This window comes from Maricaulis sp., from assembly GCF_048268525.1.
Taxonomy (GTDB): Bacteria; Pseudomonadota; Alphaproteobacteria; order Caulobacterales; family Maricaulaceae; genus Maricaulis.
In genome coordinates this window covers 40,198-56,196 of sequence record NZ_JBLWVH010000010.1, presented here as the reverse complement: position 1 = coordinate 56,196, position 15,999 = coordinate 40,198, and the positions used below count along the sequence as shown (strand labels likewise).

Sequence of the window (15,999 nt, the reverse complement as noted above, 5' to 3'; positions counted from 1 at the left end):
CCTAGAAGCGTCCTATCAGGAGACATCTTCATGAGCGATTACAAGTCCCAGCTGGTCCGCGATCTCGTTGAACGCGGCTACCTCAACCAGGCCACCGATATTGAAGGCCTCGACAAGGCCGCCATGGATGGCGTGGTGACGGGCTATATCGGCTTTGACGCGACGGCGACCAGCCTGCATGTCGGCTCACTCGTACAGATCATGATGCTGCGGCGGATCCAGCAGGCCGGTCACAAGCCGATCATCCTGATGGGCGGCGGCACCACCAAGATCGGTGACCCGTCGGGCAAGGACAAGTCGCGCTCGATGCTCACGGACGACGCGATCGACGCCAACATCAACGGCATCCTGCAAGCCTTCCGGCCGCTGGTTCAGATCGGCGACGGACCAACTGACGCCGTCCTCGTCAACAATGACGAGTGGCTGTCGGAATTCGGCTATATCGAATTCCTGCGTAAATTCGGCCCGCATTTCACGATCAACCGGATGATGACGTTCGACTCGGTCAAGCTGCGCCTGGATCGCGAACAGCCGCTGACCTTCCTTGAGTTCAACTACATGCTCCTGCAGGCGGTCGACTTCCTTGAGCTCAATCGGCGCTATGGCTGCACCCTGCAGCTGGGCGGTGGCGATCAGTGGGGCAATATCATCAATGGTGTCGAGCTGTGTCGCCGCGTCGACCAGAAGGAAGTCTACGGTTTCACCACGCCGCTGATCACCACGTCATCAGGTGCAAAAATGGGCAAGACCGCCGATGGCGCAGTCTGGCTCAATGCCGACATGCGCAGCTCTTACGAATACTGGCAGTTCTGGCGCAACACCGAAGACGCGGATGTCGGCCGGTTCCTGCGCCTGTTCACGGACCTCCCGCTCGATGAGATCTCTCGCCTGGAAGCCCTGGAAGGCGCGGAAATCAACGACGCCAAGATTCGCCTCGCCAATGAAGCAACAACCCTGCTTCACGGCGCCGATGCAGCCAGCGCGGCCGAAGCCACGGCACGGCAGACCTTCGCCCAGGGCGGCAGTGGGGCGGCACTCCCGACCATCGAGTTCGAACAACTCAACACAGGAGAGGTCACGTTGATGAGCCTGTTTGTCGCCGCAGAGCTGGCCGCATCGAATGGCGAGATGCGCCGACACATCAAGGCGGGTGCGGCCAAGGTGAATGATCAGGTCCTGACTGACCCTTTCGAGAAGGCGAGCGCGCAGCACGTCGTTGACGGTACAATCAAGCTGTCGATCGGCAAGAAGCGGCACGCCCTGGCCAAACCCGTCTGATCAATTGTCATCAGGGGCTTCGTCTGCATGGCCCGGCTCCGGATCGGCCTGATCACCATCTGAGAGCCCGGGACCAGACGGTTCGTCCGCAGGAATCTCGGGCCCGCCCTCCGCGGGCACCGCGGTCCCGGCCGTGGCATCCGACTCCTCGGTGGCCCGCTCCCGGGCCGCACGCTCGGCAGCGGTGCCTTCAAACATCCGTCGGAACACGCCCGGGGCCAGCGCAGAAAGCGGATTGGCGAAGACCGTCAGGCTGTCGAAGGGGCCTTCAACCGAATAGGTGATGCCGATCACGCCCTCACCCGGGCGGGAAACAAGAACCTCGCCGATCACCGGCAGACCGCCCAACATCGAGTTGATCACGTAGGACGGTGCCAGATTCCCGTCGATAGCGGCCTGACTGCCAGCGAAATCGACGGTGCCCGCAGCCGTCACGCCCAATGCACTGCCCTGGGCCCGGCCGTCACCAATGGTCAACAACCCGTCTTCATAGGCTATGTCCGCATCGACGGCGTCAAAGCTGATCCCTTCGCCATTCAGCAACGCGCCAAGCCCCTGGAAGGAGCCGGCGGCCAGGATCCTGGCCAGCACCGGAACCCGGACCAGGGTGAGATCCCGGACTTCGACACGCGCGGTGAGCGGGCCGTCAGTCCCGAGCGGCGGCGCGCTGCCAAGCACGGAGACCTGACCGCCCAACGCATACCCTTCAATTCCCAACAGGGCCGAGATGCGTTGCAACGACTGCGCTTCGATGTGGAAGTCCCGCTGTTCGCCGGCCTCACTGGCGCCAAACGATGCCTGAAAAGGTCCGTCGGTGGCATTCCCCGAAACCGAAACCGCACGAATGCCGGCAGCTTCGCTGTGCCAGATCAGGTTGAAATGATCGAGAACGCTCTGTTCGGACAGGATCAGGCGACCGATATCGGCTCGCAATGACAGGGGCAGCGTGATCCCGCCTTCTCCACCGATCGTCGTGAGCTGCGGTATGAAAGCGCTGACATCCGCATATTGCCCGGTCAGCCGAACCCGAAGTGGATCACCGGGTACGACCGATGGCGATATCTCTCCCGCCAGGTCCAGCAAGCCGTCCACGAACAGCCGTTCGATAGCGATATCTTCGAGAGCTCCAGCAGCGCTCAGACCGGCCGTGGCCTGCAGACCGACTCCGCTGGCTTCGAGACTGATCGAGTCCAGGTCGAACCCGCCGCCTTCCCGCTCAGCCAGGTTGAGTGCCGCCATGCCCGGTTCGCCAACCTCTTTCGCCCAGACATCCCCGGGAATTTCCACAAGCGCGTCTCGTAGGTCGGCTTCAATCTGGACCGAGCGGAAGTCGAGACCATCGGACACCGCTTCAGCTGCGATACGGATGGACCCATCGAGAAAACGTCGTACCGGCATGTTGAAGCGGTCGAGGGTCCGCGCGTTGATCACCGTTTCCAGGCCGATACGGGTCGACGGCTCATCGTCCGGCAAGCCGAAGCTCTCGCGCCAGTCGATCCGCACGGGAGCGTCGAACAATTGCGCGGTACCGATAGCTTGAAGCCCTGCCTGGCTCGCCTCCAGCTCGACCTCGCCCTCACTCAACGCATAGTCGGTACCCGGAATGTCGAGCGAGGCCTCATGGAAGCGCCCGGTGATGAAGAAAGGAATGTCCTCCGGTTCGACGTCGGTGAGCATGGCGCGATGGATTTCAAACCGCATTTCGCCCTGGCCACCCACCAGGGCAGGGTCCAGCCCATAATCCGAAACCAGAAAGAGTGGATCCTCATCGATCAGCGCCAACAGGTCAGACGCCGACCCGCGCGCCAATCCGCCATACCGGGCCATCGCCCCTTTCGGGTTCAGACGGGGCAAATCGACAAAAGCGTCGACGAGCTCGATGTCTCCAACCCAGCCGTGCTCCAGCGTTACTTCGAATGAATTGCCATGCAGGACCGCCGAGCCTCGGCCCGCCGTCACCGGGGTCATGGTCGAAATATAGCGCACATGCGCGTCTTCAAAATCGAAGCCCAACTGCATGCGATCATTGTCGAGCACACCGGCCTCAATCGCGGCTCCGGGCAGGTCCAGGAAAAACCGGGCATTGTAGAAACGCCCACCCAGAATGCCCTCGCTGACCCACTCGCGGCCGCCATCGGCAAGCTCCACCGGCCAGTAGGCCAGAACGGTTTCGGGCTGGATGTCGCCGGCAATCGGGCCCTCCAACTGCAAATTGGGCAACCAACTACCGTCAGGTCGCTGTTCCAGTTGAATCCCGCCGGTCAGCTCGGCCCGGATGGTGTCGATCTCGACATCCAGTCGATCCAGGGTCAGGGCCAGCTCGTCCAGCCGGATTTCTCCCGACGCCGCCAGCAGGCCCCATTCGGGCGCGCGCTCGAAAACCGGCCCCACATCGACGAATCCCGGGCCAAGCGCCAACTCGAAACGCGCCCTTCTAGGCAGGGCCCCGTCATAATTGCCGATTTCGGTCAATCGACCCTCGATCGATGCAGCGAACAGCTCGGACCTCGCCTGCCCGCCATGCAAGGTCATGACCCGCTCGACCGGGTCAAAACTGGCATAGAGATTGGCCCCTTCGAATGCGTGCGTCTCGCCATCGACCAGAATCTGGCCGGCCCCGATATCGAGCTGTAGTGACGCCGTGCGAATACCGTTCTCGCGGGTCGCATCGACCACGAAATCGAGCGCGATCGGGGCGTCGAGCGCCCTCAAGGCAGAGGCCGGGCCGGTATCTGGCAGAATGCCCGCCGGCGACAGATCGCTGAAGCTCATTTCGAGCAACAAACTCTCCAGCCCTGTGCCGGCCCGAAGCCTCAGATCAACCGGCGCAAAGCCGGATGGGGTGGCCAGTCGCCCCTCCACTTCGGCCAGGATTCGCGCGTCATCCCGGTCCAGCGACACGCCTGCGGAATCAATGAACCAGGCCAGGCCCGCCACATCGTCGACGACCCGCACTGCCGCATTGGAAATCCGGACATGCCGGAGGCGATCCAGTTGAGCCGGAGCATCGGACGACGCCAGGATCTCGAACAGGGATACACTGTCATCGCCGCCCCGCTCGGGCAGTCGGGCGGTCGAAGATATCCGGTCGACACCACCCAGGCCGGCGCCCACAGCCCCGTCAGCGCGCCGCACAATCGACACCGAGCCACCATCAATGGTCAATTCAACCGGTTCGATCCGCCCGAAGATCAGGGCATCGGCAGCGAGACCCGCTTCGATTCGCGGTGCCCGGGTCACAACCTCGCCGGAGGCCTCGGCGACCGTGACATCGGTCGCGACCAGCACAATCGCACGGGTTGACGGTTCAAAGCGCGCCTGCAGCGAGCCGAGCGCAACCACTTCACCCTCAAAGGCGGTGGCCAGCATAGCCTGCGCATCCTCACGCAGGAATTCCAGCTCCACCGGTCCTGACGACAACCTCCAAAGCACAAAGCCGATCGCGAAAATCGTCAGCGCCAACAGGGCCGCGACGGCCTCCAGCAGATAGATCAGGGTCCATTTGGCGGACTTGCGCAGCATTCAGACCTGCCTTCCCGCAGTCGGCGCACTGGACGCAGCGACCTGGAACCGCACATTACTCGCCATTGACGGCCTTGCAGGCGAAACCAGACGGGGAAATGACATGAGTGAACTCAAAACCGGCGACCTTGCTCCGACATTCAAATTGCCCGCCGACGGCGGCGGCACGATCGACCTCGCGGACCTGCGTGGCCAGATCGTCGTCCTGTATCTCTATCCGAAGGACGACACTCCCGGCTGTACCACGCAGGCGCTCGATTTCACTGCCGCCAGCGCAGCTTTCCGCGACGCTGGCGCTGTCATCATCGGCCTGTCGAAGGATAGCGTCAAAAGACACGACAATTTCAAGGCCAAACATGGGCTTGAGGTGAGTTTGGTTTCGGATCCCGAAGCCGAAGTGATCGAGGCTTATGGCTCCTGGGTCCTCAAGAAGCTGTATGGACGCGAGTACATGGGCATTGATCGCTCGACCTTCCTGATTGATCGCGAGGGGCGCCTCGTGCGCATCTGGCACAAGGTCAAGGTCAAGGGGCATGTCGAAGAAGTACTCGAAGCGGTCCGCGCACTTGGCTGACACCACAGACATAACGGCGCTCGCCCGGGCGGTGCTCGAAACCGCCGACCCGCATGAAAAGGCCAAACAGGCCCACGCGGTCGCCGCGCTCTGGCGCGGCGGGGCATGCACAATCCCGGAGACCGCCAAGCCAGTCGCGGATCGGCCGGCCCGACCGACCCGGCCTGAATTGGTAGCGCCGGGCGATGTTCCGAGGCGGCGCCTGAACGGACCCGCTGGCCGGATTGCCCTGCTGCATGCGGTTGCCCATATCGAGTTGAACGCGGTCGACCTCGCTTTTGACCTTGTGGCCCGTTTTGCCGCCGACAAGGCAATTGCCGATGAACGCCGTCATGACTTTGTCAGCGACTGGATTTCTGTCGGCGATGACGAAGCCCGACACTTCAGGCTCATTTCCGATCGATTGGCGAAGTTGGGCGGCGCCTATGGCGACATGCCGGCACATGACGGCCTCTGGGATGCCGCTACCGCGACCCGGGAATCACTCGCCGCGCGCATCGCCATTGCGCCCATGGTCCTCGAGGCCCGCGGCCTCGACGTGACACCCGGAATGATCGACCGGCTTGTCTCGGTCGGTGATACCGATAGCGCCGACTGCCTGCGTGTCATCTACACTGAAGAAATCGCACATGTCGCAGCAGGCGTTCGTTGGTTCAGACATCTGGCCGCTCGCGCGGGGAAAGATCCGGCGAATTGGTTCAAATCCCTTGTACACAAGCATTATGGTGGCGCTTTGAAACCGCCATTCAATGACGAGGCGCGTGCGTCAGCCGAGCTTTTCCCGGAATTTTACCAATCCCTCACCTAGTCCGGCGCATCTCTTGCAACGGACTTGTTGATATTCGGGCTGATTTTGTGTCACATGCACGCCTTGGGGCCCGGGGCAAACGGAACAAAGCGGCGTACTGCATGTTCACACGAGTGAAAGAAGCTGTTTGGGGAACGGCTCAACGCTGGTTTCCAGACCGGCAGATCTACCATCGTTCCGATGGTCAGGTCCGCTATTTTGCGATTTCCACTACGGTACAGATTTCGGCCCTGCTCGGTGCGACCGTGCTGGCTGGCTGGTTGTGTTACTCGACCGTTTCGGTGGCCTTCCATGGCCAGGCCATGGCCGCCAAGGAACACGAGATAGAGCTCGAACGGGTCGAATCCCATCGCCTGGTCGCTGAAGCGCGGGCCACGGAAGCGACTGCCATTTCGCTGATGGAATCGCGGATGGAAGAGTTTGATCGCACGGCCTACGAATTCCAGATGCGCCACGAGACCTTGCGTCAGCTGGTCGAATTCGCGGAGCAGCTGACGGGTCAGGAGATGGAGCCCTCTCCCGCACTCGCTGACGGGCGCATCCTGATGGCGGCGACGCCGGCTGACCCCACGCCGCGGGAATCCCGTGATCCGCTGATCGCGATCGCCGCAACAGCGTCAGGCGAAGCCGAAGACCAGATCACCTATCTGATGGGCGAACAGGACAGTGTTCTCGCCCAGGCTGAAGATGCCACCGAAGCCCGCTTGCAGAACCTGCGCGCCGTCTTGCGCCTGACCGGTCTCGACCTTGAAACCGTCATCGCCGACAATCGCGACACGACCGAGACCGGCGGCCCGTTCATCCCGATTTCCGAATCCGGCGCCTTCGCGTCCTCATCCGTCAATCTGGACCAGGCGTTTTCAAGCCGCATTGCGCGGATCGCGTCGCGCCTGTTGGAAGTCGAAGAGCTGGAAGATTTTGTCGAAGCCGGGCCTCTCGGTGAGCCTGTTGGCGACACCTATCGGCACACCAGTGATTTCGGCGTTCGGATCGATCCGTTCAACGGCCGACCGACCTCCCATCGCGGGATGGATTTCGCTGCCTATCGGCGAGCACCGATCGAGGCAACCGGACCGGGCCGTGTCATTTACGCCGGCTGGCGGGGCGGTTATGGTCGGACTGTGGAGGTCGACCATGGCTATGGGTTTGTGACCCGCTATGCACATCTCCATGAAATCGACGTGCGACGTGGTGATACTGTCGAACGCGGCCAGCGTATCGGGGGCATGGGGTCGACAGGACGCAGTACCGCCACACACTTGCACTATGAAGTCTGGTATAACGGATCGGCAATCGATCCCGAGCGTTTATTGAGAGCTGGCCAATATGTTCAACAAGGGTAACAAAGACTCTTCGTCTCCCGAGACCGGTGCGTTCAGCGCCTCCCCGAAAAGGACTGCCATGAAATCGAAAGCCCCCTCCATTCTCTCCGGTGATCTGGTTCTGACCGGCACCATCGTTTCCGACGGCGAAATCCAGCTGGATGGCACGGTCGATGGTGATGTGCGTGCGGGCTCGCTGATCATTGGTGAAGACGCGACCGTTTCAGGCGAAGTTCAAGCTGAAACCGTCGTGATCCGCGGCCGGGTGACCGGCAGTGTTCGCGCCCGCCAGGTGCAGCTCGCATCGACCGCTCGCATCGAGGGCGATATTGTCCATGCGGCTCTCTCCGTCGAGAGCGGCGCATTCTTCGATGGCCATTGCCGCCATTCATCGGACCCGCTGAAAGACAGTTCCAGCACGACGAAGCCGGCCGCCAAGGACAATGGCGTCAAGTCAGAACCCTCTGCCAAGGCCGACAGCAAGCCGCCCGCGCCGTCCAAGGATCAGGATCCGCTGGGATCGCTCGAGCCGCCAGTGGCGTCCAAGTCGGGCTTCTAGGCTCCGCGACATGTAAGTGAAAGAAGCCGGTTCCCGATGGGTGCCGGCTTTTTCTTTGGCCGCTTACCACGCCGCACCCACCTTTTTTTTCGGGACCAGATCCTGCCCGGTCATCCTGGCTGGCCTGTTTCACCCTGTTCCGAGGGAGTTCAAAAACAAGTTTGTATTTTAAACTTGTTTTTGATATACCGCTCCCAATCACAATTCGGAGCTTTCCATGGCCAACCTTTCACCGCCCCGCATCCACGCGCTTGATGCTGTCAGAGCGATCGCGCTCTTCCTTGGCGTTATCCTGCACGCCTCGATGTCCTTCATCCCGGGCATCCCCATCTGGATTATCCAGGACAGCCAGGCCGCGGCGCCCTTCAGCCTTGCCTTCTATGTCCCCCATATATTCCGGATGGCCCTGTTCTTCCTGATTGCCGGCTATTTCGGGCGCCTTGTCCTGCAACGCCGCGGCCTGCCGGGATTCATCGCTGATCGGGGCCGACGTATCGCACTCCCGCTGGTGACCTTCTGGCTCCCGGTTTTCGCGGCCATTGTGGCTGCGCTGATCTGGGGCGCGGTCAAGGCCAATGGCGGAGAAATGCCAGAGGGCGAGTCGCCGCCTCTCACCCTGGCGACCTTCCCGCTGACCCATTTGTGGTTCCTGTATCTGTTGTTGATCTTCTATGCCGTCGCGACACCGATTTCCGCTGTCATGGGACTGGTGGACCGCCAGGATCATGTCGGACGCATGATCGACCGCCTCACCGGACTTCTGGCGCGTTCGCCGCTTGGTCTTCTTGTTCTGGCGGCTCCGCTGGCGGCGTGGTTCATCATGACACCCATGTGGATGAGCTGGTTTGGCATCCCGACGCCTGACACCGGCTTCCTGCCCAACACCGGCGCATTGATCGCCTATGGCACTGCGTTCGCCGCCGGATGGGCCATCCATCGGCGCAGCGACCTGGTCCTGAAAGCCTGGAAAAACATGTGGCATCTCAACCTTCTGGCCGCCATCGGGCTGACCAGCTGGTTGGTCATGGAAGTCGGGATGACGCCGAATTTCATGCCCGTCGTGGCCGGGATGGACCGTGCCCCCGTCGCAATCGCCTATGCCATGGCAGTCTGGACCTGGGGCTTTGGCCTGACCGGCGCGGCCCTGCATGTTTTCGCCAGGGAGAACCGCGTCTGGCGTTACCTCGCCGATGCGTCCTACTGGGTCTATCTGCTTCACCTGCCGCTGGTCATGGCACTCCAGGTCGCGGTCTCCGACCTTGAATTGCCGGCCTTGGTCAAATTCGCGTTGATCCTGGCGGTGACATTCACGGTCTTGCTGGCAAGCTATCAGCTCCTGGTGCGCAATAGCTGGGTCGGTGGCTGGTTGAACGGGCGACGCCACGGACCGTCCCGCAAGACCGCAACAGCCCTACCCGCAGACGCGACGACCTGAATCACGCCACACTGCTGGCACGCCACTTGTCTGGCGTGCCAGCCCGAACCCGAGGGAACAGCAATGTCTGATGATCTGGATAGTGCCCGCGCCGACCTGGCTTTCCTGCGAACGCTCGCCGAAGGCGATCCGAGGCCGTCACCCGGTTTCGGTCAGCTGCTGATGGCCGCAGGGCTTTTGTATGGCGCTCAGACCCTTGTTCATTGGGCGGGAGCCAGCGGCCTCTTTCCGGTTCCCGGCTGGATGCACCTTGCAGCGGCGATCGGGGGGACGGGCGGCTTTCTGGTCATTCTGATCATCGTTTTGTGGAATGACAGGCATCAACCCACCGGGACAACAACGCGAAAAGCCTATGAGGCGGCCTTCCAGGCGACCGGACTGATGAACCTCGCCATGGTGTTTGTGTTCGGCTTCAACGCTATCCGCTTGGACGACTTCTCGCTCTGGCTCTACTACGTCCCGGTCGTATTCGCGATCCAGGGCGGGGCCTGGTTTGTCGCGGCGAGACTGCAAAAACGCCTGTGGTACGGGTTGGTCGCATTGGGCTGGTTTACCGCCGCGGCGGCGCTGGGCCTCACTATGGGTCAGCCCCTGTTCAATCTGGTCGTCGCCCTGGCCTTGTTGCTGCTGATGGCATTGCCAGGCTTCGTGCTCCTGCGCCTTGCGCGTGCGGCAAACTGAGCCCAGCCGATGAGCACGCCCCCGATCGGCCAGATTGACGAAGTCATCCACGGACGCCTCCGATTGGGCGTGATGACTTTTCTCGTCCAAGCTGAAGCCGCCGATTTCAACGAGCTCAAGGCAGCGCTCGAGGCAACACAGGGAAATTTGTCAGTCCACCTGCGCAAGCTCGAGGACGCCGGATACGTGACGATCGAGAAAAGCTTCCTTGGCCGAAAACCGCTGACCCGCGTGCGCATCTCGAAAGCCGGTCGCGCCGCATTTGCCCGATACGTAAATGCGATGTCAGACCTGCTGGCTGCAGGCCGCGCAGATAGCGATGAGGACTAGTCCTTGTCCTCTTCGCCACCAACCCGCGCCGCCAGGGCAGCGGCCATGAAATCATCCAGATCACCGTCCAGAACACCGCCGGTATTGGAGGTTTCGACGTTGGTCCTCAAGTCCTTGACCATCTGATAGGGCTGAAGGACGTAGGAACGGATCTGGTGGCCCCACCCGATCTCGCTTTTGCTGTCCGCTTCGGCCTGGGCCGCGGCCTCACGGCGCTGCAGCTCGATCTCGTAAACCCGGGCTCGCAGCATCTCCCACGCGCGAGAGCGGTTCTTGTGCTGCGAACGGTCATTCTGGCACTGGACGACGACCGGCTTTTCCTCTCCGGGCATGTCATAGGTCAACCGGACAGCGGAATCAGTCTTGTTGATGTGCTGGCCGCCAGCCCCCGAGGCCCGATAGGTGTCAGTGCGAACCTTCGAGACATCGATATCGACATCAATCGCGTCATCGATCTGCGGATAGACGCCGACCGAGGAGAAACTGGTGTGACGACGGGCGCTGGAATCAAACGGTGATATTCGTACCAACCGGTGCACGCCGGCCTCGGTTTTCAGCCAGCCATAGGCGTTTTCGCCCTTGACCAGGATGGTGGTCGATTTGAGCCCGGCTTCTTCCCCGGCCTGCTCTTCCATCACTTCGACCTTGTGGCCGTGGGCATTGGCCCAGCGCGTATACATGCGCGCCAGCATGGCCGCCCAATCCTGGCTCTCGGTACCGCCGGCGCCCGAATGGATTTCGACAAAAGCGTCATTGCCGTCCGCTTCTCCGGAGAGCAGCGTCTCCAGCTGGGCCCGGCGCATGCGTTCGGCGAGACGTGACAGACCGGCAACGGCCTCCTCGACCATGTCGGAATCGTCTTCCATCTCGGCCAGTTCGATGATTTCGATACTGTCGGAGAGGTCCTGCTCGGCCTCAACGACCGTGTTTATCGCCGCCTCCAGCCGGTTGCGCTCACGCATCAGGGCCTGGGCCTGCTGCGGCTCGTTCCAGAAGTCCGGAGCCTCCGACTTGGCGTTCAGCTCGTCGAGGCGTTTTTGGGCGGTATCCCAGTCAAAGACGCCTCCTCAGCAGGCCAACTGCCTGCTGGATTTCGTCGGACAGGGTCTGGATGTCTGCGCGCATGGGCAATCAATCCTGCGATTCGGCAAAGAGATCAGTCACAAGGAGATAATCAGAGCGGCCTGCTGAGACAAGCCGCTCCATACAGGCGAGCCCCGGATGTCTCAGTAGAGACCGCCAAGTTCATCGTCCTCTTCTTCTTCCTCGTCTTCCTGCTCATTCAGCAGAAAAGCGAGCGGGTCATCACTGACCGAGGACCGTGCAAAGCTAAGCCCGCTTTCTTCCTCATCGGTCTGGCGCGATGGCTCCGTGCCGGGCCGGAAAGCTTCGAGGATCACCCCGGACTGACCCAGCACGCCCGGCTCACCGGTCACCCGGTGGATCGGCACCAGGCGAACACCCGGCGGCACGCGGAAAGGGGCGACGGGATAGCCTTCCAGTGCAACTTCAAGGAAATCACGCGCAATCGGCGCCGCAACCCGGCCGCCGGCTTCGCCGGACCCGAGCTGGTAGGGCGTATCAAAGCCGACATAGACACCGACGACGAGGTCGGGACCGAAACCCATGAACCAGGCATCGCGGAAATCATTGGTCGTGCCGGTCTTGCCGGCCAGGGTCCAAGGCAGCGGCCGCAAGGCTGTACCGGTACCGCTCTGGACAGCGCCTTCCAGCATGTGCACGACCTGATAGGCGGTCACCGGATCGATCACCTCTTCACGGGTTTCCGGGAAAAGCGGTTCCAGGACGTCCTGCTGGTCCCAGGCTTCGGCATCGCAGGTTTCGCAAGGCAGGACTTCGTGGGCAAAAATCGTCGACCCGCTGCGGTCCTGAACCCGGTCGATGATGGTTGGTTCGACACGCCGTCCGCCATTGACCATCGCGGCATAGGCCGAGACCAGCCGGTACAGCGTCGTCTCACCGGCGCCAAGCGACATCGCAAGCACCGGCTCCAACTCGTCATAAATGCCAAAGCGCGTGCCATACTCGACAACCGGCGCCATGCCCATTTCCTGGGCGAGCCGGACCGTCATCACATTTCGCGAGAGTTCCAGCCCGAGCCGCAATGTCGACATGCCGTAATAGCGTTCGGAATAGTTGGACGGCATGTAAAAACGCTCATCCGCGCCGCCGGTGGCGATGAAAGGCGCATCCAGAATCAGGCTGGCCGGCGTATAGCCATTGTCCAGCGCCGAGGCGTAGACGAAAGGCTTGAACGCCGAACCGGGCTGACGACGGGCCTGGGTCGCCCGGTTGAACTGGCTGTGCTGGAAGGAATAGCCACCCATCATCGCCAGCACACGGCCGGTATGCGGGTCCATCGCCATGATGCCACCATTGATCGCGGGCACCTGACGCAGGCCATATTGGCCTTCAACGAAGCCTTCCTGATCGGCGATGCTCTCCACCAGGATCACATCGCCCGCTGTCAGGACTTCGGCGGGACGTGAGACCGGCGGCCCGATCTCGCCATCGGGCAGATTCTCGCGGGCCCATTCCAGCGCGGCCATCGGGATCACGCCCTCTTCGCCGCTCAGCAGGCCGATCCGGGCATCGCTGCCCGTTGTCTCGAGGACGACAGCTTGCAGCCAACCTTCATCGAGATCGCGCGGAATTTCGGCGGCGGCGAGGCGTTCCATCCACCCCTCGCCCAGTTCGATGGATTCCAAGGCACCGCGATATCCATGACGGCGATCATAGGCTTCCAAGCCGTTGCGCAGGGCGCTACGGGCGGCCAGTTGCATGCGGGTGTCGAGCGTGGTCCGGATCGACAGCCCGCCATCATAAAGCTCGTCCTCGCCATAGAGAGAGAAGACCTCGCGTCGGACATTCTCGACGAAATATTCGGCGGCCGTATAAGTGGCGCCGGACAGCCGGTCGACGGTCTCGAGCGGGCGCGCCATGGCTTCGCGAGCCGCTTCCTCGGTGACATAACCATTATCGGCCATGCGCGAGAGCACCCAGTTGCGGCGTTCCAGCGCGGCTTGATGATGGCGATCGGGATGATAGTTGGCAGGGCCTTTGGGCAAGGCTGCGAGATAGGCGATCTCGTGCAGTTCGAGCTCGTCAAGCGAGCGCCCGAAATAGTTCAACGCCGCTGCAGCAACGCCATAAGCGCGATTCCCCAGGTAAATTTCGTTCAGATAAAGCTCGAGGATCTGGTCCTTGGTGAAAGCGCGCTCGATCCGGCGTGACAACACCATTTCGCGCACCTTGCGCTCGAGGCGTTGCTCGCTCGACAGCAGGAAATTCTTGGCCACCTGCTGGGTGATCGTGGAAGCGCCTTCCAGACGGCGGCCCTGCAATACATTGGAGATATTGGACAGGCCCGCGCGAATGATGCCGCGGAAATCCAGCCCGCCATGCTCGTAGAAATTCTTGTCTTCGGCCGAGATGAAGGCATGGACGACATTCTGCGGGATATTGGCGATCGGCACGAAGACACGATGTTCGCGTGCATATTCGGCGATCAGCAGACCGTCACCGGCATGAACCCGGCTCATGATTGGCGGCTCGTACTCGGCCAGTTGCTGATAGTCGGGCAGGTCGTCGGTCACACGCACGACGTAAACCGCCACGGTGATAAAGCCGATGACGGCCAGAACGGCCGCTGCGACACCGCCCCACAGGGCCGCCCGCAACACATTACGCAAGGTGAAGAGTTTCATTTTGCCCTCTGGCCGCTCTACCCGCTGGTCAGGGTGTCGTTTGAGCATGACGACACGGCGGCATTATGGCCGCGCTTGTACCGAGTTGAAAGGGAGTCAGCGAGCCGGAAGTGCAATCGCCGTCTGGTCCAACAACTCGCCATCATCACCACGACGGGCGAAATAGCTGTCGATGCCCCGCGTCACCGCTTCCATCTGACGGCGACGGGCCGAGGCGGAGTTGAGATTGTTCTCATCGGTCCGGTTGGTCACGAAACCCATTTCCAGCAGGACAGCCGGCACGCGCGGATCGAGCAGGACGAACAGATTGGCCTGACGGTGCGGGTTGGCCAGAAGCGGGCCAGCATCGTCGAGATGCTCCAGCAGGACTTCGGCGAAGGCCGAGGACTGGTTCCGCTTCTCGCGCAATTCCAGCTCGACCAGGATATTGTTCACGTCGGCCTGCTGGGTATGGCTCGAATCTTCGCGGGCACGGGCGCGGGCACGGTTCTCGGCCCGGTCGTTCAAGGTATAGACAGCCGCGCCCCGGACATCGGCATTGCTCGAACTGTCCGCGTGGATCGACAGGAACAGGTCGGCCCGGGCCTCTTCCATGACACCGACACGCTCTTCCCAGGACGGGTAAATATCGCGATCACGGGTCATCAGGACTTCATATCGACCGGTCGCTTCCAGCTGCCGGCGCAATTCACGCGCGGCTTCCAGATTGACCTGGCTTTCATGCGTTCCACTGCGGCCGATGGAGCCCGGGTCGCGGCCGCCATGGCCCGGATCGATCACGATCACCCGGCGATCACGCTGCGGCGGCACGTAAACCGCCTCGACGCGCTCGGCGATCAGCGAATCAAGGGACTCGGCCCGCGTATGGTTGAAACCGGAGGCCGTCTGGAAACTGTCGACGCTCGTGCGCTCGACATCGATCACCAAGCGGTGATTGCCGCCAGGCGATGCCGGGTCGAGAGCGAATTGGTTGACGATGACAGCGGGGTGGTCCAGCTCGAACACCACGCGGGAACTCGACGTCGAATTGTCAAAGAACCGGAATGCATCAACGAGGCCGTGACCAACACCCTCACCCGATACAAGATTGGCGACCGACCACCTCGCTTGCGGCAGATCGACAACCAGGCGATCAGACAGGCCATCGAGCGTGAAGGCGCGGAACTCTGTCGGCTCGGACATCTCGATGACCACGCGGGTCGTCGCGACCTCCACACCGAAGCGGACGTCCCGGACCTCCTGATCCGCAAGGCCGGCGCCACAGAGCGCCAGACCGGCTGACATAGCCAAAAATAACTGTTGAACCCGCATCACTACACCATCGCACATGCCGCGGTTCTGTCCACGGCTTTTGCGTAACGCTAACGCATGGAACTTGACGTTTGGTTGATGCCCGGCAGAAAGTTCCCGTTGTTTTCGCTCACGGCGCGAAAGCCTTTTCTTCCGCATTCGAATGTTGCATGTTGCCAACGCCTTGGCGTCGCACCATCGGATTTGCCGGTCGAGTGCGTCTGCGAGGCGCGAAGCGGCAAAGCAATATGCATCTGCCAACACGCTAATCGTCGCCCCGGTCCGACCGAAGAATTTTCCGGGGCCCCGACCGCCGCGTCCTCCCATATTGGTGCGGGACGCTAATGGTAACTGCCGATGCGCGGGGGAGCGCCTGATGCCCAGAGCACTGAAAACAGGCCGCACCCCGTCCATCTCGCCCCCGCCGCCACTCTCCGCCCTGTCCCGCCTTCTGGCAGGAAACAGGCGAATG

12 protein-coding genes are annotated in these 15,999 nt (G+C 61.8%); 8 read left to right on the top strand and 4 right to left on the bottom strand.

Annotation, left to right across the window (positions count from 1 at the left end; all coding sequences use genetic code 11):
* Positions 1 to 30: 30 nt before the first annotated feature.
* Positions 31 to 1,278, top strand: coding sequence for a tyrosine--tRNA ligase (gene tyrS / locus ACN0X9_RS07075; RefSeq protein ID WP_417486911.1), 1,248 nt, complete (start codon positions 31 to 33; stop codon positions 1,276 to 1,278).
* Here the strand turns inward: tyrS and ACN0X9_RS07070 are convergent, their stop codons facing one another.
* Complete coding sequence (locus tag ACN0X9_RS07070; RefSeq protein ID WP_417486910.1) at positions 1,279 to 4,800, bottom strand: AsmA-like C-terminal region-containing protein; 3,522 nt, start codon at positions 4,798 to 4,800, stop codon at positions 1,279 to 1,281.
* A 103-nt stretch (positions 4,801 to 4,903) separates the two neighbouring features.
* Between ACN0X9_RS07070 and ACN0X9_RS07065 the strand changes: the two genes are divergently transcribed.
* The 7 genes from ACN0X9_RS07065 to ACN0X9_RS07035 all read left to right on the top strand — a co-directional run bounded on the left by ACN0X9_RS07065 (position 4,904) and on the right by ACN0X9_RS07035 (position 10,509).
* Positions 4,904 to 5,374 (top strand): peroxiredoxin, encoded by a 471-nt coding sequence (locus ACN0X9_RS07065; RefSeq protein WP_417486909.1) that lies wholly within the window; start codon positions 4,904 to 4,906, stop codon positions 5,372 to 5,374.
* A complete protein-coding gene (locus ACN0X9_RS07060) occupies positions 5,367 to 6,182 on the top strand; it encodes a ferritin-like domain-containing protein (protein ID WP_417486908.1) in 816 nt (271 codons plus the stop codon). Before ACN0X9_RS07065 ends, ACN0X9_RS07060 begins: the two co-directional genes overlap by 8 nt.
* A gap of 101 nt (positions 6,183 to 6,283) precedes the next feature.
* Entirely contained in the window at positions 6,284 to 7,525 is a 1,242-nt protein-coding gene (locus ACN0X9_RS07055; protein WP_417486907.1) for a M23 family metallopeptidase, read from the top strand.
* A 58-nt stretch (positions 7,526 to 7,583) separates the two neighbouring features.
* Positions 7,584 to 8,063: a bactofilin family protein gene (locus ACN0X9_RS07050; protein WP_417486906.1), complete on the top strand. Its 480-nt coding sequence runs from the start codon at positions 7,584 to 7,586 to the stop codon at positions 8,061 to 8,063.
* A 217-nt stretch (positions 8,064 to 8,280) separates the two neighbouring features.
* The gene (locus ACN0X9_RS07045; protein ID WP_417486905.1) at positions 8,281 to 9,498 is read left to right on the top strand and encodes an acyltransferase family protein; all 1,218 of its coding nucleotides are present in this window, start codon (positions 8,281 to 8,283) and stop codon (positions 9,496 to 9,498) included.
* A gap of 63 nt (positions 9,499 to 9,561) precedes the next feature.
* On the top strand, positions 9,562 to 10,179 hold the full coding sequence (locus tag ACN0X9_RS07040; RefSeq protein WP_417486904.1) for a hypothetical protein: 618 nt from the start codon (positions 9,562 to 9,564) through the stop codon (positions 10,177 to 10,179).
* Between the two features lie 9 nt (positions 10,180 to 10,188).
* A complete protein-coding gene (locus ACN0X9_RS07035; RefSeq protein ID WP_417486903.1) occupies positions 10,189 to 10,509 on the top strand; it encodes a winged helix-turn-helix domain-containing protein in 321 nt (106 codons plus the stop codon).
* On the opposite strand, the gene prfB is transcribed toward ACN0X9_RS07035, so the two are convergent.
* From prfB to ACN0X9_RS07020, 3 genes are all read right to left on the bottom strand, one after another.
* Positions 10,506 to 11,634 (bottom strand): peptide chain release factor 2 gene (gene prfB, locus ACN0X9_RS07030; RefSeq protein WP_417486902.1). Its coding sequence is split into 2 segments (ribosomal slippage): positions 10,506 to 11,564 and positions 11,566 to 11,634, totalling 1,128 coding nucleotides; the frame shifts between segments, so codons are not numbered across the junction. The two genes, ACN0X9_RS07035 and prfB, sit on opposite strands and share 4 nt — an antisense overlap.
* A 101-nt stretch (positions 11,635 to 11,735) precedes the next feature.
* Entirely contained in the window at positions 11,736 to 14,237 is a 2,502-nt protein-coding gene (locus ACN0X9_RS07025; RefSeq protein ID WP_417486901.1) for a penicillin-binding protein 1A, read from the bottom strand.
* Between the two features lie 96 nt (positions 14,238 to 14,333).
* The gene (locus ACN0X9_RS07020; RefSeq protein ID WP_417486941.1) at positions 14,334 to 15,521 is read right to left on the bottom strand and encodes an N-acetylmuramoyl-L-alanine amidase; all 1,188 of its coding nucleotides are present in this window, start codon (positions 15,519 to 15,521) and stop codon (positions 14,334 to 14,336) included.
* Positions 15,522 to 15,999: the final 478 nt, after the last annotated feature.